The organism is Photobacterium sp. ABD4_091 (assembly GCF_056160145.1).
Window position 1 is genome coordinate 1,207,584 of the sequence record NZ_JBSWWQ010000002.1, and the last position, 17,559, is coordinate 1,225,142.

At 46.7% G+C, this 17,559-nt stretch carries 16 protein-coding genes; 5 read left to right on the top strand and 11 right to left on the bottom strand.

The genetic code is table 11. The features are described 5' to 3' along the window. Positions 1 to 3: 3 nt before the first annotated feature. The 3 genes from ACXAGQ_RS19890 to ACXAGQ_RS19900 all read left to right on the top strand — a co-directional run bounded on the left by ACXAGQ_RS19890 (position 4) and on the right by ACXAGQ_RS19900 (position 1,904). On the top strand, positions 4 to 630 hold the full coding sequence (locus tag ACXAGQ_RS19890; RefSeq protein WP_475256194.1) for a bifunctional 4-hydroxy-2-oxoglutarate aldolase/2-dehydro-3-deoxy-phosphogluconate aldolase: 627 nt from the start codon (positions 4 to 6) through the stop codon (positions 628 to 630). Positions 631 to 721: 91 nt separating this feature from the next. Further along, positions 722 to 1,375: a hypothetical protein gene (locus tag ACXAGQ_RS19895; protein ID WP_475256195.1), complete on the top strand. Its 654-nt coding sequence runs from the start codon at positions 722 to 724 to the stop codon at positions 1,373 to 1,375. A 28-nt stretch (positions 1,376 to 1,403) separates the two neighbouring features. Further along, a complete protein-coding gene (locus tag ACXAGQ_RS19900; RefSeq protein ID WP_475256197.1) occupies positions 1,404 to 1,904 on the top strand; it encodes a YgjV family protein in 501 nt (166 codons plus the stop codon). 146 nt (positions 1,905 to 2,050) lie between these two features. Here the strand turns inward: ACXAGQ_RS19900 and ACXAGQ_RS19905 are convergent, their stop codons facing one another. The 4 genes from ACXAGQ_RS19905 to ACXAGQ_RS19920 all read right to left on the bottom strand — a co-directional run bounded on the left by ACXAGQ_RS19905 (position 2,051) and on the right by ACXAGQ_RS19920 (position 6,453). Beyond that, the gene (locus ACXAGQ_RS19905; protein ID WP_475256199.1) at positions 2,051 to 2,443 is read right to left on the bottom strand and encodes a hypothetical protein; all 393 of its coding nucleotides are present in this window, start codon (positions 2,441 to 2,443) and stop codon (positions 2,051 to 2,053) included. Continuing rightward, positions 2,444 to 2,926 (bottom strand): NanQ anomerase/TabA/YiaL family protein, encoded by a 483-nt coding sequence (locus ACXAGQ_RS19910; protein WP_475256200.1) that lies wholly within the window; start codon positions 2,924 to 2,926, stop codon positions 2,444 to 2,446. It abuts the gene before it with no gap. A 108-nt stretch (positions 2,927 to 3,034) separates the two neighbouring features. Further along, complete coding sequence (locus ACXAGQ_RS19915) at positions 3,035 to 3,922, bottom strand: LysR family transcriptional regulator (RefSeq protein ID WP_475256202.1); 888 nt, start codon at positions 3,920 to 3,922, stop codon at positions 3,035 to 3,037. A 263-nt stretch (positions 3,923 to 4,185) separates the two neighbouring features. Beyond that, positions 4,186 to 6,453, bottom strand: coding sequence for a glycoside hydrolase family 3 protein (locus tag ACXAGQ_RS19920; protein ID WP_475256203.1), 2,268 nt, complete (start codon positions 6,451 to 6,453; stop codon positions 4,186 to 4,188). Positions 6,454 to 6,727: 274 nt separating this feature from the next. Here ACXAGQ_RS19920 and ACXAGQ_RS19925 point away from each other — a divergent pair, with 274 nt between their 5' ends. Beyond that, on the top strand, positions 6,728 to 7,255 hold the full coding sequence (locus tag ACXAGQ_RS19925; protein WP_475256205.1) for an N-acetyltransferase family protein: 528 nt from the start codon (positions 6,728 to 6,730) through the stop codon (positions 7,253 to 7,255). A gap of 4 nt (positions 7,256 to 7,259) precedes the next feature. On the opposite strand, the gene ACXAGQ_RS19930 is transcribed toward ACXAGQ_RS19925, so the two are convergent. Further along, positions 7,260 to 7,691, bottom strand: a complete 432-nt coding sequence (locus ACXAGQ_RS19930; RefSeq protein ID WP_475256207.1) for a universal stress protein — start codon at positions 7,689 to 7,691, stop codon at positions 7,260 to 7,262. Between the two features lie 184 nt (positions 7,692 to 7,875). On the opposite strand from ACXAGQ_RS19930, the gene ACXAGQ_RS19935 reads away from it, so the two are divergent. Beyond that, positions 7,876 to 8,697: a bestrophin-like domain gene (locus tag ACXAGQ_RS19935; RefSeq protein WP_475245001.1), complete on the top strand. Its 822-nt coding sequence runs from the start codon at positions 7,876 to 7,878 to the stop codon at positions 8,695 to 8,697. Positions 8,698 to 8,703: 6 nt separating this feature from the next. On the opposite strand, the gene ACXAGQ_RS19940 is transcribed toward ACXAGQ_RS19935, so the two are convergent. The 6 genes from ACXAGQ_RS19940 to prpC form a co-directional block, all read right to left on the bottom strand. After that, positions 8,704 to 9,477, bottom strand: a complete 774-nt coding sequence (locus ACXAGQ_RS19940; protein ID WP_475256209.1) for an IucA/IucC family C-terminal-domain containing protein — start codon at positions 9,475 to 9,477, stop codon at positions 8,704 to 8,706. Positions 9,478 to 9,998: 521 nt separating this feature from the next. Continuing rightward, a complete protein-coding gene (locus ACXAGQ_RS19945) occupies positions 9,999 to 10,328 on the bottom strand; it encodes a hypothetical protein (protein WP_475256210.1) in 330 nt (109 codons plus the stop codon). 202 nt (positions 10,329 to 10,530) lie between these two features. Continuing rightward, positions 10,531 to 12,405, bottom strand: coding sequence for a propionyl-CoA synthetase (locus tag ACXAGQ_RS19950; protein WP_475256212.1), 1,875 nt, complete (start codon positions 12,403 to 12,405; stop codon positions 10,531 to 10,533). An 85-nt stretch (positions 12,406 to 12,490) separates the two neighbouring features. Further along, the gene (gene prpF, locus ACXAGQ_RS19955; protein ID WP_475256214.1) at positions 12,491 to 13,699 is read right to left on the bottom strand and encodes a 2-methylaconitate cis-trans isomerase PrpF; all 1,209 of its coding nucleotides are present in this window, start codon (positions 13,697 to 13,699) and stop codon (positions 12,491 to 12,493) included. 12 nt (positions 13,700 to 13,711) lie between these two features. Beyond that, complete coding sequence (gene acnD, locus ACXAGQ_RS19960; protein ID WP_475256216.1) at positions 13,712 to 16,297, bottom strand: Fe/S-dependent 2-methylisocitrate dehydratase AcnD; 2,586 nt, start codon at positions 16,295 to 16,297, stop codon at positions 13,712 to 13,714. Positions 16,298 to 16,321: 24 nt separating this feature from the next. After that, entirely contained in the window at positions 16,322 to 17,497 is a 1,176-nt protein-coding gene (gene prpC, locus ACXAGQ_RS19965) for a bifunctional 2-methylcitrate synthase/citrate synthase (RefSeq protein WP_475256217.1), read from the bottom strand. Positions 17,498 to 17,559: the final 62 nt, after the last annotated feature.

Consider the following 17,559-nt stretch of genomic DNA (forward strand, 5'->3'; position numbering starts at 1 on the left):
ATAATGAGTACTACAGCACAGCAACTTGCACAGATTAAAGTCATTCCAGTGATCGCGATTGACCGCGCTGAAGATATTATCCCGCTAGGCAAAGCACTGGCTGAAAATGGCCTGCCAGCCGCAGAAATTACCTTCCGCTCAGATGCAGCAGCTGAAGCTATCCGACTGCTTCGCGAGGCACAGCCTGACATGTTGATTGGTGCAGGTACGGTACTAAACCGGGAGCAAGCCATTGCTGCCAAGGAAGCTGGAGCAACCTTCGTGGTCTCACCAGGCTTTAACCCTAATACCGTAAAAGCGTGCCAAGAACTGGGAATTGAAATTGTTCCTGGCGTCAATAACCCAAGCACAGTTGAAGCGGCTATCGAGATGGGCGTGACAACGCTTAAGTTCTTCCCCGCTGAAGCTTCTGGCGGTCTCAACATGGTAAAATCTTTGTTGGCACCATACACCCAAATCCAGTTTATGCCGACTGGTGGTATTAATGCCAAGAACGTTAATGACTACCTCGCCGTTGACCGTGTATTTGCCTGCGGTGGCACCTGGATGGTTGATAAGAAGCTGATCAACGAAGGCCGTTGGGACGAAATTGGTCGACTTGCCCGTGAAGCCGCTGACTTGGTAAGCTAATTTCAATCAGCATACCCAAGTTACCTCAAGGCTTCCCACGGGGAGCCTTTATTTTTCCAACAATTTTTCATTTTGGCTAAGGATTGCACCAATGAAAATCGCTTTTCTCTACACGCTAGAAGCAAACAAAGTACTGTTTCGCCCCTACATCGCCCAATACCTTGCCGAAAAGAACGTGACGATTAGCCACTATGTGAATGAGCAACTTCTCAAGCAAGCCATGGCTGATGGCCTGACACCGGGTGTTATCAATCAAGTCCAGCAGGAAATACAGGGCATTGCCAAGGCCGGTGCTGATATCATTATCTGCACCTGCTCAACCATTGGTGATGCGGCAGAACAGACAGCGAATATAACTGCCCGGGTAATTCGTGTTGATCGGCCGATGGCAGAGCAAGCGGTATTGGACAGCAAGGTTCATGTCCTTGCAGCACTAGAAAGTACAATGGAACCTACCCTAGAACTGCTAAGGCAATGTGCAAAACAACTTAAGCAGTCCCCTGAAGTTACCTGCACAGTGATTCCTGGTGCCTGGCAGTACTATGCTGACGGAGATACGGTTTCCTATGCCAAAGCCATTGCAAAATACATCGATCGCAATGAGATTTCCGACGATACCATCGTGCTTGCTCAAGCCTCAATGGCCACGGCAGTTGAATATATCCAACATTGGCCAACGCCAATTTTATCAAGTCCAACATTGTGCTGTCAGTATCTATCCAAGTTGGTTCCGTCACAAGATTAACCCTAAGAGATCACCGTAGAGACTTACCATGTTAGAACTTGATTTCGCCCAGAGTGTTGGCCTGTTTGCTTTTGTAGTCGGTGCTTCAGCTTTTCTCCATCAAGACGGAAACCGCTTTCGCCTGCACCTAACCGTATTCCAAGTTGTGTTATGCAGCCACTTTATACTCATGGGGGCTTTCACTGCTGCCTTTGGTTGTGGAATAAGCGCATTAAGAAGTTATGCTTCAACAAAAACCAAGTCAAATAAAGTGATGTGGTTCTTTATTTCCTTGTTATGGCTAATGGGCTTGCCGAGTTTACAGCATAGTTATGAGTTACTGACCATTTTTGGTGCTTCTGTTGCGACTTTGGGCTTATTCCAGGCTGAAGGTATAAAGTTACGTTTACTCATCTTGTTTAATTCATTTTGTTGGTTAACGAATAACTTGCTCTTGGGGTCTATCGGGGGAACATTAATGGAATCAACCTTCATTGTTGTCAACTTGTACACAATAACAAGAATGCTAACTTCAAGACGCGCTGCTTAATATTACTTTGCAATTTAAATAAAAACTCCTTACTAAAATAAAAAGCACATCAATTTTAATCATGATGTGCTTTATTTTTGAAAGTCTAAATGGTTTAGAGTTACTAACACACAAGAGTATAAATATAGCAGGTAGAGATCTTTCAGCTAAGCTGTTTCTAAAATAGCCTTCAACAACCCCTGATCGTGAGTCATGCCGGGAATAAAGGCTAGTTTGTCCGCTGACATCTTGTGCTTATCAGCGAGCTGAATATGGTTAACCGTCCAGACTACACAGCCACTGTCGAGATTAAACAAGCTACGAACTTGAGAATATAAACAGCCATCATCATAAGCATCGGATACTGCGGCAGCCCGTCCCTGCCATGCCCCCATCACCTTTTCTTGTGATACCGGCAGCTCAAGGTAAAGCATCTCTGGTTCAACATCTTTCACGATTTTCATGCACAAGCGGGTCTGATCATTATCCAATCTTTCAACCCACAAGCGATGTGGGATAGCGCTGTCTTCCCACTCCAATATATTCATATATGTATTCATTTAAACCTCTGAGTTATTAGTTAAATACTCTTTACTGACTTTAATTACGACTTTCTTTACACCTGCAGGTTCAGATACAGCGATTAAAGGACGGTGAGGTTGTTCTATGTTGAAAATAATAAAATCATCTTTATTCAGAGTGGCAAATTGCTCATAAGTTACATCTTGACTAAAAGCTACATCCTTCTCTGCAATGAAGTCTTCATCGATTGAATTAAAGGAGCTTAGGCTATATCCATACCTTTCCTCTCCTTCTAATACAATTTGGACATCAATATATTTTTTATGAATTTCTGACTTTGTCTCTGAAAACTGCTTTGTTTTATCGTCAACAATAAAATAGAAAACATCATCTCCAATCAATGGGTAGGTACCAATTTTGCTATTAGATTGAATTTTTCGCTTTACCACTTGGATGAGTTCAATCAACGGATATGGAATATGACGATAGCTTTCCAGAGAGCATAAATTACCTCTGTACACGTATACCTCGAACGGCTAAATTAGAATTTGATTACATTATATACCAACCGCTCAAAGTGGTTGACCAATTTGGTTTAATTAGTAGACCGAGATCAAATTATATCTGCCTCAATTAACTGATGGTTTCAAGAAATCCAAGAAATGTTTAACTAGGCCATCTTTAGGCGCATTCGATGGCCAAACAGCAAAGACACTTACAGGTGAGATCTTCCAGCCTGGTAGTACATGGCAAAGTCTGCCTGCATTTATATCTGCTTGAATTAAAAACTCAGGAATAATTGCCAACCCTGCTCCAGAGCAAGCTAGACGAGCTAATGCATAGGCATTGTTAACACTAATTTGTGATTTCGGCTTCTGTACCTGCACACATTGCTCAACTGAACGGAATTCTAATTTCTTGTGCCATACCGGTGCCAACTCCAGCCAATCTAAGTTACCCAATTCATCCGGTGATGAAACGTCATGGCAAGATTCAAGATACTTCGGAGACGCAACTAAGCACCGATTAATCTCATAGAGCTTTTTGGCTTTAAAAGCACTATCTTCGAGTGAGGTTGTCATTCTGATCGCCACATCAAAGCCATCGGTAATCAAATCTTGCTTGCTATCCGAGTAATTAATCTCAAGTTTTACTTGCGGGTAGGCCAAGGCGTATTCAGCAACTTGGCTTGTCAGATCTGATTGTGCCAAAACGGCTGGAATTGTCAGCTTCAATGTTCCAGAAGGCTGGTTACTCTGATTTGAGATATCTTGTATGCCCGCTTCAACCGCCTCTAACATGACGTGTGCAGCCGCCAATAGCCGCTTACCATCTGATGTAAGAGACAACTTACGGGTGGAACGGTAAAGGAGCGCAGTACCTAAGCGCTCCTCTAATTGGCTGATGTGGTGGCTAACAACCGAGGGAGACAGGCGCAATGCCTTCGCTGCCGCACGAAATGAGCCGTGGTCAACGGCTTTGGCAAAAATAGCGATTTGGCGTAATTCATCCAACATTATTCAAGTAATCCGAACAGTGAAAATCAATAAAACCATATTATCATTTAATCGTGGTTGGCTTATAGTGGTCTTAACAAAAAATAATGGCCTAAACCTCTATTTTAAAAAGGGAAGTTCAATGAAATTATGCGGCGACTTAATAGCACTGATATTCCATTGGGTAACATGGGTTGAATTAATTAGTAACCAGAGTGCGGTTCAACTAATACAAAAGAGCCTGGTAACAACTACCAGGCTCTCAAATTACAAAATGTTATTGTTTACTTGTAGCTTAAACCATGACCGACAGGGTAAAGCGTATCACCGGCTTTATATGACGGGTCATCAGAGTCTTGCCTGATGATCGCCTCAGCACTGTTTGCAAGTGCAAATGGTAGCTTACCTTGCGGGTTGAATTCACCGCTGACTACGTCCATGACTGCACGGTCATCAGAGCCGAATGTGGCAAGGATAGCACCCGCATCTTTCAGGCCACTTGCTTCATCAAGCACATATGGCTGACGGAAGTAAACAGATAGTACTGTATTATCTGCACCAACCTCGCTCATGACAGCCTGGATATCTTCAAGCGATGGTGTAATAACCCAGGAGTTCGACTCTGCCATTCCTGTGAAATCAAGTACTGATAACTCGTCAAAATCTGCACCGCCGAAGGCTAAAGCACGGTTAGTTGATGGGTCGCTTCCCATAACCGCTGGGATATTGTCGACTCGGACACGGATCAATGCGTGATCATGACCTTTTGCATCAGCGACCTTATTACCGTCTTCATCATCACCCACAGTGACTTCAAAACCGTACTCTTCAGCAATCTTTCCGTCCATCCCCATAGTGAACAAGCTCGAGTTTGTACGAAGTGGCAAGGTTTGATCTTGGTTATCAAGCAAAACAACCGCTTTACGTTGAGCTAGCTGGGCCTTTTCTTGGAATTCAGCGTTACCTACGATTTCATTGGCTTTGCTAGCATCGACATAGGCATTTTCAAATAGCCCCAAATCAAACTGTACTTTCAGCAGGCGTTTCACCGACTCATCAATACGCGCTTCTGAGACAAAGCCTTGTTCAACCACAGCCCGGATCTCATCATTGCGGTTAAAGCCAGAGAACACATCAGTACCTGCTTCAATTGCAATGACGAACTGCTCTGATTTCGTCTTATCTTGCAAGCCCCAAGCACGGTTGTTGTGCATCATCTCATAATCAGTGTGATCGTTATTTTGATCATTAATGATGCCAGTATCTGAGTTAATAACCCCTGTGTAACCTAATTTCTGGCGAAGTAAGTCATCCAATATACCTTTGGAAAAAGCCACGCCCACGTTACCAGCCGGCTCACCTACCTCTGTCGAGTAATCGTTGTTGGCGACTCGTCGCGTTTCGTGATCTCTTTCATCTAGCAGATCGATTAAATACTTGCCTCCGCCAACATAATGATCCGTTTCATCAGGATCTAGCATCGACCAATCGCCACCGCCAACGACACCATAATATGGCATGATTGCAGCTACCCCAGCATCAATTGCTGTAATAAAAGGCTTAAGGTGATACTCAAACTTATCGGCAGGATAGCTTTGATGCTGGCCGGCCATGTAATGGGGATCTGCCCCTAGGAATTGTGGGCCGCCGCCAGGGAAGTGCTTCATGGTAAGGACGATACTATCGGCATTAACTTCCTCCCCCTGCAATTCTGTAACAAGGGTTTGAATAATATCTGAGGTAAGGTCGGCATCCGAACTAAAGGTCTCGTGGACACGGTACCAGCGAGGTTCTGTTGCCAAGTCAGCCATGTAGCCATACATACCGCGTAAACCAATCGCATTCCATTCAGCGCGCATGACTTCACCAAACTCAGCAATCAGCTCCATGTCGCCTGTTGCAGCCAGACCGCCTTCTTTAGGCCAACCGGTAAATGCCCCCGAGTCAACGTTAATACCAGCTTTTGCATTCGGGTCAATGTGGTTACGCGCATTCGATTTAAATAGTGCAGGAATACCCAGTCGCGTGCGTTCTGTAAGTTCCTGCACTGTATTCATATACTGAGCAGCTTCCTTAGGGCTAATTACATAGCTAGGGCCGCCTGGGCCTCCCGCAGAACCACCATCTTGACGCTCTTCGTCTGTCATCGCATCGATTTCTTCCTGCGTCAGGATATTATTTCGGAAAATAAAACGATTCATTTTCTGGCGACTGACAAAGTCTTGGTGCTTCATGCCAATATAGCCATAGGCCTCTGCATTTAGCGTATCAATTAGCATCATGCCGACTTTCTCTTCAAGGGTCATTCGGCTCACAAGGTCAGCGGCTCGCTCCTCAGAAGACAAACGCCAATCCTCATATGGCGTAAGTTCGCCATCGCCATTCGCATCACGGAAGAGGAAACCGTCGATTTCTAAAATGTCATGTACACGAGATTGAACAACTGGTTGTACAATTTTATCTTTATCATCTGAGTCACTTGATGATGAGTTACAACCTGCCAGAATGAGCGCCACCGCTACAGGCGCTAGGGTAAAGAGTTTTTTGCTCATGGTTCGCCTTTTAATTTTTTGTCATTGGAAACATGAGAGATATTACTCCCTGTAAATATTTGGTTAACCAATTTTGTTAATTAAGCCGATCAAGATCAACCAGTTTCTTATTTTGGTATACCTTGATCACGGTATCGTTGTTACATATAGAATTATTCAGTTTGTTTGCTACCAGCTCACAGAATCTCCGCATTAAAACTGGTATTGCAGAAGAAAATATTTGAATTAACATCAAAGGTATAAGGAAAGAGCGTAAGAAATGAAAGGAGGTTTTGTGATTACTATCAAGCCAGCAAGAGTAGAGGACAGAGACACCATCAGCCAGTTGCATGCTAGAAGCTGGCAAACTGTTTATGCCGGTTTGCTTACTAAAAAGTATCTTTCTGAAGATGTCTTCAGCGAGCGAGGTGCTGTTTGGCAACAGCGTTTTAGCCAACCGGTTGCTAATCAGAGAATCTTTGTCGCTACAGAAGACGAAAAGCTACTCGGTTTTATCTGTATCTATCTCGATCAACACCAAGAATATGGCACCTTGATCGAAAACCTCCACGTTGATGCGAGGGCTACAGGCAAAGGGATCGGCAAAGCACTGTTGCAACACGCAGCGAGCGTTATCCAACAAGAAGCTTCATACAGCGGCGCCTACCTGGAAGTACTGTGCCAAAACCTCAGTGCCCAGAAGTTTTATGACTATCTCGGGGGGAGCCCAATTCTCAAACAGCAATGGCAAGCGCCAGAAGGCAGCCTAGTCGATGAGTTCGTCTATGCTTGGCCTTCTGTTACCCCTCTTTTAGAGCACTAGCACACTATTTTTCGACCCTGATAAACAGTAAATCACAAGGCATTTTCCGCAAAAGTGGCTCACTGCTGGACATGGTCAGTTGATGGAACCAACTCGATTCATGGTGCCCGAAAACCAGAAGATCAACGTCAAACTCATCAATGGCTTTGATAATTTGATCTTCTACATACCCCGCATAAAAAATATGTTTGAAGATGGGATAATCAGCTTCTTGCAACAAAGTGTTCATTTCACGTACTGACTCATTATGCACTGAGTCGTCAAACGCAGAGGGGTTAAACTCCCTTACCCCTTCATACAACTCTGTGAAATCAGGATCAATGTGAATCACGCTAAGAAGAGCACCGTGTGATCTTGCTTGCTCCGCCGCCTTCATCACCAGGTATTCCGCATTCGCATCAAAGTTCACCGCTAACAAGACATGTTTATATTTCATCTCTTATTCCTCAAGGAACATGATTTATGAACACTTTCAGTGTAGCTTACCGTGCGCGTCTAAGAATCGTGACAGTAACTACCCGCTATACTGTTAGCCAGATGCCTGAAGTGTCTTTGGTTTCATCCCTCCAGGCTGAGCGCTGTATAAGTTTTATGGTTGAGTTTCTTTTCAAGGGCGATGTATGTATCAAGAATCCTTCATCGATTCTCTGTCAATTTTTGTCATGCTAGGGCTGATTTTCGGAGCTATCGCTCTGATGTTCGAGTTCGGCTATCGCTTGGCACTTCGCTTTCCATCCAACGAATACAGTCAATCTATCAGCCCGATGGCAACAGGGCTTGCAAGCCTGCTAGCCTTCATTCTCGCCATCACTTTTAGCATGGCAGCTGCGAAATCTGCTGACAGAAAAGAGTTGGTACTAGCCGAAGCCAATGCGGTTGGTACAACAATACTACGTACAGGGTTGTTAGCTGAGCCGTACCGTTCTCGCAGCCGTGAATTACTACGTGACTATGTCACCCTTAGGGTAATTGAAAAGAAAAATGAACAAGAACAAAAGGTGAATACTGTTATCAAGGAAAGTGAAATCCTCCAGCTTCAACTCTGGAGTCAAGCGGTTGACTCTCATGGAACAACATCACCAGAACTACTGTTGCTATATATTGACTCCCTAAATGAAGTCATCGATATTCACACAAAACGCCTCAACAAGGGAATTAGAGGGCGTATTCCCGTTAGTATATGGTTCACCTTAGGGTTGCTGACATTCCTCACCGTTGGATTAAATGGGTTACAGGTTGGCGCACAAAATAAAGGCAGAGCGCTAGTTGCTGCTCTGCCCTTCGCACTGGCTTTTTCTTTGGTGCTGACCTTGATTGTCGAGCTCGACAGGCCAGCAAGAAGTATCATCGAAATCAGCCAGCAGCCCCTAGTAGACCTACGCGACAGCTTGGACAAAGTGCTGTACCCCGATGATGCAGGAAAGTTGAAACTGACTGAATAGTTCTCTTTAATTTGAGCCTGGCACTTTGGATTGATACAGAGCAAGTTGATCCTGTGGATCTCGTTGCTGACAAGTCGCACAGTGTTTCTTGCCATCTAGCTTGTATTTCAAACAGCAAGTTTCCCGGCGAATATAATAGATACTCATGTTCCCATGGGTCGCAACCTTAACACTGTTCAGCTCTGCAAATTCAGGTAATAAATTTGCTAGCCAAGCGTCTGCTTGGGATTCTAAGCGCTCAATTAATGCTTTATCACAACCATGCTGGGTAAGTTTCTGGAACACCAAGCCTAGCGCATAGCCAATGGCACCCCAGTACTGAGGCGTATTCACTTTTTGCTGTTTAAACTTAGGGGCAAGATATTGTCCGGCCTCAGTCGCAAAATCAGATAACGCTTGATCCAGCGCTTGCTCTGATCCAACAACATGCGCCTGGGGCAGGTGTGCCAAAGGATCACCAGCCAGGCAATAAAATGAGCAATTCTCAGCGATACCTACTCGCTTAAGCTTTCCATTACCAGCCACATCAAGACTAATTTGCTCAAGCGTCGGCATGAGTACACGGTTAAACTTCAGCCTCAACGCTGCCAAACCCGAAAATAAATGAGCGGTGAAACTTTTCAGCCACAAAGATGCGCCAACGGCTTGTCGAGTATCAACATCTTGAGCAAAAGCATCGATTGTTGTCTCAATGGCATCCTCTGCCCACTCTGTTAGTCGAACGCCAACTTGACCATATTGCAGGCGGAAAAAAGGTTCTCGTTGATAGAGCCAATTCAATTGAGATTCAAGTGTGTGCTGAGCTGGCTCCCCGAGCCAAATAGGAGCCAGTGCCGCAGATAAAGTCATCTTATTGTCTACTTAGAGTGATTCGCGTTTAAGCGTTGATTTTATCTGAACGAAGTGTTTGTTCAACACCTGCTTGCATGAAGCAAAAAAAAACCTAATAGAGTAAATATTCCACATACGCATACGAACACTGACGCATAAATTTGATGAAGATCACGGAATAATCGGTTTTAACCGTATTGCAATACCATAAAGCTTTAATTAACCAGCACTATTGTATATATTCCCCTGCAAAAGGCGCATAGAGTTGGGACTAAAATCACACTCTTTAGCCAAAAAAATCAAAGATTAGCAACGTTGGTGAAACGTGCATGGATTGCATAGGATTAATATTTATGAGTAAGGATGCCAAACTGGTTAGGCAAAAACTAAAGTCAGAAACACAATCAGCTCTCAGTAAAGCAAGGACTGCGTTTCTAAAGGACTACCAAAAAGCCACGTAAGTGGCTTTTTTAATAATCAGCAGGAACAACCATTCCCCCGAGAACCACTTGCTTTACGTTGAGCGAAGCGTGGGGGGTTGCGCTCGGTGTCATCATCGCATCATACTCATCAATACTATGTCGAGGTGAGATATGACGTGGTGAAAGAGGATCGACTGGATACGGAACGGTTGTTTTTGTTTCAGCTGAAGATACAGGCACTTGCAAAGCTCCAAACTCAGGGTTAGCTAGGTATGTAGGCGCATTGACGTAGTCAGCAGTCTCATCATCAAAGATTGATAATTTATCAAGCGCAAGGGCCGCAACGGCAAACCCAATAATAATATAATTGAAAGGCATAGCATCCTCCTTTTCGCAATGCACTGTTTCTATTGATAGTCCACATTACAAATATGATCAAGATCACAGTGTTCAGTCATCAGCTTAATCCATCGATTTACACAGTATCTGTCGCAGTTTTATCAAATGCCTTTTAGTTAATCGTGATAAAAAAACCCTTCAATAAATCGAAGGGCCTTGTCTATTTTGTCTTTGAACCCGGCTATCCCAGGGCTTTTTCTATTTCATTCAAGCTTGATGGGTCATCAATGGTTGATGGGACAACGTACTGCTCACCTTCGGCAATCTGCCTGATCACCCGACGCAGTATTTTGCCTGAACGCGTTTTTGGCAGCCTATCAACCACCAGCGCACGGTTAAAACACGCTACCGCGCCAATTTCGCTCCTGACTTTTAACAAGAGCTCTTTTTCTATGGCGCCATCAGCCGAATAGTAACCGTCTTTCAGAACGACTAAGCCCAAGGGTAACTGGCCTTTCAAATCATCGTGAATACCAATGACCGCACACTCAGCGACCGCTTCGTGCCCGCCGACCACCTCTTCCATCTCCCCGGTTGATAAGCGGTGACCTGCGACATTGATGACATCATCGATGCGCCCCATCACAAAAAGGTAGCCATCTTCATCAATATAGCCGCCGTCCCCGGAGACATAGTAGCCAGGAAACTGGCTGAGGTACCCGGATTGGAATCTATCGTGGTTGCGCCATACGGTTGGCAAACACCCGGGTGGCAATGGACGCTTTATCGCGATATAACCTTGCTGGTTGGCTACTTTTTCCTCACCGGCTTCATCCAGTACCACAACGCCATATCCCGGTATAGGCATAGTGGCAGAGCCCGGCTTAATATCGAAACTCTCAAGCCCTACTGGATTTCCAGCAATCGCCCACCCTGTTTCGGTCTGCCACCAATGGTCAATCACAGGACGTCCGGTTTTTTCCTGCACCCATTCTAGCGTTGGGGGATCTAACCTCTCGCCAGCCATATATATCGCTTTGAGATCTCTCATTGGGTAATCGGCCAGCAATGCTCCCTCTGGATCTTCTTTCTTTATTGCTCGAAATGCTGTTGGCGCCGAAAACAACACTTTTACGCCATATTCATTACAAACCCGCCAAAAAGCTGCAGGATCAGGTGTTTTAACCGGTTTGCCTTCGAACATTATGGTTGTACAGCCATGGATAAGCGGGCCATAAACAATATAAGAATGGCCAACCACCCAGCCTACGTCAGAAGCAGCCCAGAACACCTCACCCGGATTGACGTTGTAGATGGTCTCCATACTGTATTTCATCGCCACAGCATGGCCGCCGTTATCCCTGACCACGCCTTTGGGCTTACCCGTTGTGCCTGAGGTATATAAGATGTAGAGAGGGTCAGTAGCCTTCACAGGCACACAAGGATGCATCTCGGCTTTTTGCTTCAAAGCCTGCCAGTCACGATCCCTTTCTTCGGTTAACTCAGCTCGGCAAGCATTACGTTGAAAAACAACCACATGTTCTGGCTTCCAACGACTATCCATAATGGCTTGGTCTACCAAAGGCTTGTATGGAATCACCTTGTTGACCTCGATACCGCAACTGGCCGTCAGCACCAGTTTAGGTTCGGCGTCCTCAATTCGGACAGCCAGTTCATTAGGGGCGAATCCGCCAAACACCACTGAGTGAATAGCACCGATACGGGCACATGCCAGCATCGCCATGGCCGCCTCAGGGATCATTGGCATATAGATCACGACACGATCACCTTTTGACACCCCAAGCTCGGCCAGCATGCCTGCTGTCTTTGCGACCTGATCCCTTAATACCTGATAGCTGTATTGCACCTTGGTACCTGTTACCGGTGAATCATAAATCAAGGCAGTCTGGTTCCCTCTTCCGGCCTCGACATGCTGGTCTAGCGCCAAATAGCATGTATTCAATTCGCCATCAGCAAACCAACGCTCTATACCATTTTCGTCCTTGCTTAATATGTTTTGTGGGAACTGATACCACGGGAGTTTTTGTGCTTGTTGCTGCCAAAATTCTTGCGGCGCAATTTGTGCAAGTTCATATTCTTTCTGATAGGCAGACATAATGCTTCCTCCAGTATGTCCTGACATTGCTACATTAAAGAGCAATCATTTAAATGGTTTCTAAAAGGTGTCTTGCTGAATATCGTCATTCAAAAACACTAGATGGAACACGAATTAAGCCTTCCATCAAAATACGCGCGCTACGGCTCATCATGACTTTCTCGACCACCCAGCCCTGCTCAGCTTCTGTTGCCTTTGCACCTACCTTCAACGTTCCTGAAGGGTGCCCGAAAGTCACCGACTCTTTATTTCCACCACCCGCGGCGAGGTTAACCAACGTGCCGGGCACACACGCCGCTGAAGCAATGGCAACTGCAGCAGTACCCATCATGGCATGGTGCAATTTACCCATAGACAATGCCCGAACCAAAACATCTACATCGCTCTCTGCGACTGTTTTCCCGCTCGATGCCAGGTACGCTTTGGGTTTCGAAACAAAGGCGACTTTAGGAGTATGCTGGCGGGTTTCGGCTTCTTCCAAACGGGCAATCAAGCCCATCTTCAGTGCTCCATAAGCACGGATCCTTTCGAACTTGGCTAATGCCTGTTCATCGCTGTTGATATCGTCCTGTAGTTCAGTGCCGATATAACCCAGCGCTTCGGCATCGATAAATATGGTTGGGATCCCTGCATTGATCATGGTGGTATTGAACGTGCCGACTTCCGGGACTTCCAGATCATCGACAAGATTGCCGGTTGGAAACATCGATCCCTCACCATCCGCAGGGTCTAGAAAATCCACTTGAATTTCAGCCGCGGGGAAAGTGACGCCGTCGAGCTCAAACTCACCGGTTTCCTGGATAAAGCCATTCACGACAGGCACATGGATTTCTATCGTTTTCTGAATGTTGGCCTGCCATACACGGACTTTCACGATGCCATTTTCCGGAATGCGATCTGTTGGGATCAACCCCGCATGAATCGCAAAAGGCCCAACGGCGGCCGACAAGTTTCCGCAATTACCACTCCAATCAACAAAAGGCTTATCAATCGAGACCTGGCCAAACAAGTAATCCACATCGTGATCATCTTTGCTGCTTTTGGACACAATGACTGTTTTGCTGGTACTGGAGGTTGCCCCGCCCATACCATCTATTTGCTTAGCGTAAGGATCCGGACTGCCAATGACCCGCATGAGAAATTTATCGCGGGCCTCACCGGCGACTTGTGCTTCCAGTGGCAAATCAGACAGGCTGAAAAACACCCCTTTACTGGTGCCGCCACGCATATAAGTAGCGGGCACTTTCATTTGTGACTGGGCCTCTTGCGCAGGCTGAGAAGATAAGTTTGTCATGTTCGTCTCCTCCTACTGCGCCAAGAAATCTTGAGCAAAGCGCTGCAGAACACCGCCAGCTTTATACACTGAAACTTCATCAGCAGTATCAAGACGGCAAGTCACCGGCACATCGACTTTCTCACCGTTGGCGCGTGTCACCACCAACGCCAAATCCGTACCTGCTTGGATATCCCCAACAACGTCGTACATTTCGGTCCCATCTAGCTCTAATGTGTGGCGGCCTGTGCCTGGCTTAAACTGCAAGGGCAGTACCCCCATCCCGACAAGATTGGTACGGTGGATGCGTTCAAACCCTTCAGCGACAATGGCTTCAACACCCGCAAGGCGAACCCCTTTTGCTGCCCAGTCCCGAGATGAACCCTGGCCATAATCGGCACCTGCAACGACAATAAGCGGCTGCTTACGATCCATATAGGTTTCAATGGCTTCCCACATACGTACCACCTGGCCTTCAGGCTCAACTCGCGCCAGCGAACCTTGTACCACCTCGCCATTTTTCTTCACCATTTCATTAAACAGTTTCGGGTTGGCAAACGTCGCCCGCTGGGCAGTGAGGTGATCACCACGATGAGTGGCATACGAGTTGAAGTCTTCTTCCGGTAAACCGATTTTCGCCAAATACTCACCCGCCGCGCTGGAGGCAAGAATGGCATTAGACGGAGATAAATGGTCGGTGGTAATGTTATCCCCCAGAACCGCTAGAGGGCGCATACCCGATAATGCCCTTTCACCGGCCAGCGCACCTTCCCAATAAGGCGGCCTGCGGATATAGGTACTCATCGGGCGCCAATCATAAAGCGGGTTGCTAACGCGCTGGCCATCATCGAGCTTGAACATCTGGATATAGACCTGATTAAACTGCTCAGGCTTAACATGCTTGCCAACAACCGCATCAATTTCTTCGTCTGAAGGCCAAAGGTCATTGAGATAGACCGGGTTGCCTTGTTTATCCGTGCCCAAAGCGTCCCGCTCAATATCAAAGCGGATTGAACCGGCGAGTGCATAGGCCACCACCAGCGGCGGTGAGGCCAAAAATGCCTGCTTGGCATAAGGATGGATACGGCCATCGAAGTTACGGTTACCCGATAACACTGCAGTCGCGTAGAGATCTCGGTCGATGATCTCTTGCTGAATATCTGGATCCAACGCGCCACTCATACCGTTACAGGTGGTACAGGCGTACGCGACAATACCGAAACCGAGCTTTTCCATCTCGGGCAACAGACCCGCCTCTTCCAAATAGAGCTTGGCCACTTTCGAGCCCGGCGCAAATGAAGATTTCACCCAGGGTTTGCGAACCAAACCTAACTCATTGGCTCTCTTGGCGAGCAAGCCCGCCGCCACCACATTTCGCGGGTTACTGGTATTGGTGCATGAAGTAATGGCGGCAATGATGACAGCACCATCAGGCAACTCGCCTTCTTTCTCCTGCCACTCGCCAGATATCCCACGAGAAGCCAACTCTGAGGTGGGTAAACGGCGGTGAGGGTTTGAAGGCCCTGCCATGTTGCGTGATACGCTCGAAAGATCGAACTCAAGCACACGTTCATATTGGGCTGCAGCTAAATCATCCGCCCACAAACCGGTCTGCTTGGCATAGTTCTCTACCAGTTCAACTTGATGCTCATCGCGCCCAGTCAGCTTGAGGTAGTTGATGGTTTGCTCATCGATATAGAACATCCCAGCGGTTGCACCGTATTCCGGTGTCATATTGGAGATGGTGGCACGATCACCAATGGTAAGATCCCGTGCCCCTTCACCGAAGAACTCAAGATAAGAAGAGACAACCCGCTCGTTACGTAAGAACTCGGTAATCGCCAGCACGATATCCGTCGCGGTTATACCCGGCTGGCGTTTGCCCGTCAGGTTAACCCCAACAATATCTGGCAGGCGCATCATAGAAGGACGGCCAAGCATGACGGTTTCTGCTTCCAGTCCCCCTACCCCGATAGCAATCACACCCAAAGCATCAACATGTGGCGTGTGGCTGTCGGTACCGACACAGGTATCGGGAAAAGCGACGCCATTCTTGGCCTGAACCACCGGTGACATTTTCTCTAGGTTAATCTGGTGCATGATCCCGTTACCCGCCGGGATCACACTGACATTTTCAAACGCGGTTTTACACCACTCGATAAAATGAAAACGATCTTCATTACGCCGCTCTTCGATAGCACGGTTTTTATCGAAGGCTTCCGGATCGAAACCAGCATGCTCAACCGCGAGAGAGTGGTCGACAATAAGCTGAGTTTCCACCACCGGATTAACTTTCGCCGGGTCGCCGCCTTGCTCAGCAATGGCATCGCGCAATCCAGCTAGGTCAACCAAGGCGGTTTGGCCTAGGATATCGTGACAAACCACACGGGCCGGATACCAAGGGAAATCAAGATCGCGTTTACGCTCGATAATCTGCTTCAGGCAGTCAGTCAGTGTCGCTGGGTCGCAGCGCCTGACCAATTGTTCGGCCAATACCCGAGAAGTGTACGGTAGAGTTTCGTAAGCACCCGGTGATATCTCATTGACGGCCGCTCGGGTATCGAAGAAATCAAGGCCGCTACCTACAAGGGGCTTACGGTATTGAGTATTCATATTCATAATAGACATCCGTGATTTGAGGTATTAACTGCGCTCTTCTATTGGCAGCCAGTCCTGATGCTCAGGTCCTTCATAATCAGCACTCGGACGTATGATCCGGTTGTTGGCGCGTTGCTCGAACACATGGGCCGCCCAACCTGTAACACGGCTCATCACAAAGATTGGGGTAAACAGTTTGGTTGGGATCCCCATGAAGTGATAGGCCGAAGCATGGAAAAAGTCCGCGTTACAGAACAGTCCTTTCTCCCGCTTCATAACCTGCTCCACACGCTCAGATACCGCATACAGGTGAGTATCGCCAACGTCGGCAGACAGTTTTTCCGACCATGCTTTAATTAAAGCATTACGCGGGTCAGATTCACGGTAAATCGCATGACCAAAGCCCATGATTTTGTCTTTGTTTGCCAGCATCTGCATAATGCCAGCTTCGGCTTCTTCAGCCGTCTGCCAATTCTCGATCATTGCCATTGCAGCCTCATTGGCACCACCGTGCAATGGTCCACGCAAGCTCCCTATCGCGGCAGTGATACAAGAGTGAAGGTCAGACAAAGTAGAGGCACAAACACGAGCAGTAAAGGTCGAGGCATTGAACTCATGCTCGGCATAAAGCACCAATGAACAGTGCATGACCTGCTTATGAAGTTCAGATGGTGATTTATCTGTTAGCATTTCAAGGAAGTACCCACCAATGCTGTCTTCACTGCTGTTGGCAGTATCGATACGGACACCATCATGGCTGTAGCGGTACCAGTAACAAATAATGGCTGGCAACATGGCAAGAAGCTTATCGGTCTTTTCATCCTGCTCAGAGAAGTCGAGCTCTTGGTCAAGGTTGCCTAACATTGAGCAACCGGTACGCATCACATCCATTGGGTGGGCATCAGCAGGAATCGTTTCTAATACTAGCTTCAGTGATTCCGGCAGCCCTCGGAAAGCCATTAATGCTTGTTTATAACTTTGTAATTCTTCTTTATTTGGAAGTTTGCCTTTTAATAATAAATAGGCCACCTCTTCAAACTCAGCATTATTGGCTAAATCAGTGATATCGTATCCCCGATAGGTTAATCCGGTACCCGATTTACCTACAGTACAAAGCGCCGTTACACCGGCACTCTGACCTCTCAGGCCCGCACCACCAATGGCATTCGATTTCTTTTCGCTTCCGTCCTTCTTTACATCAGCTACGGCTATCGCAGTCATAGCAGACTCCTTCTTCAGTTGTATTCACGATATTGAATGGATTGGGTTTCCCTCTAATTCTG

What these genes read in the sequence shown, in the direction of transcription:
- ACXAGQ_RS19890 (WP_475256194.1), top strand. Translation starts at nt 4, where the DNA reads ATGAGTACTACAGCACAGCAACTTGCACAGATTAAAGTCATTCCAGTG.
- ACXAGQ_RS19895 (WP_475256195.1), top strand. Translation starts at nt 722, where the DNA reads ATGAAAATCGCTTTTCTCTACACGCTAGAAGCAAACAAAGTACTGTTT.
- ACXAGQ_RS19900 (WP_475256197.1), top strand. Translation starts at nt 1,404, where the DNA reads ATGTTAGAACTTGATTTCGCCCAGAGTGTTGGCCTGTTTGCTTTTGTA.
- ACXAGQ_RS19905 (WP_475256199.1), bottom strand. Translation starts at nt 2,443, where the DNA reads ATGAATACATATATGAATATATTGGAGTGGGAAGACAGCGCTATCCCA.
- ACXAGQ_RS19915 (WP_475256202.1), bottom strand. Translation starts at nt 3,922, where the DNA reads ATGTTGGATGAATTACGCCAAATCGCTATTTTTGCCAAAGCCGTTGAC.
- ACXAGQ_RS19920 (WP_475256203.1), bottom strand. Translation starts at nt 6,453, where the DNA reads ATGAGCAAAAAACTCTTTACCCTAGCGCCTGTAGCGGTGGCGCTCATT.
- ACXAGQ_RS19930 (WP_475256207.1), bottom strand. Translation starts at nt 7,691, where the DNA reads ATGAAATATAAACATGTCTTGTTAGCGGTGAACTTTGATGCGAATGCG.
- ACXAGQ_RS19935 (WP_475245001.1), top strand. Translation starts at nt 7,876, where the DNA reads ATGTATCAAGAATCCTTCATCGATTCTCTGTCAATTTTTGTCATGCTA.
- ACXAGQ_RS19945 (WP_475256210.1), bottom strand. Translation starts at nt 10,328, where the DNA reads ATGCCTTTCAATTATATTATTATTGGGTTTGCCGTTGCGGCCCTTGCG.
- ACXAGQ_RS19950 (WP_475256212.1), bottom strand. Translation starts at nt 12,405, where the DNA reads ATGTCTGCCTATCAGAAAGAATATGAACTTGCACAAATTGCGCCGCAA.
- prpF (WP_475256214.1), bottom strand. Translation starts at nt 13,699, where the DNA reads ATGACAAACTTATCTTCTCAGCCTGCGCAAGAGGCCCAGTCACAAATG.
- acnD (WP_475256216.1), bottom strand. Translation starts at nt 16,297, where the DNA reads ATGAATATGAATACTCAATACCGTAAGCCCCTTGTAGGTAGCGGCCTT.
- prpC (WP_475256217.1), bottom strand. Translation starts at nt 17,497, where the DNA reads ATGACTGCGATAGCCGTAGCTGATGTAAAGAAGGACGGAAGCGAAAAG.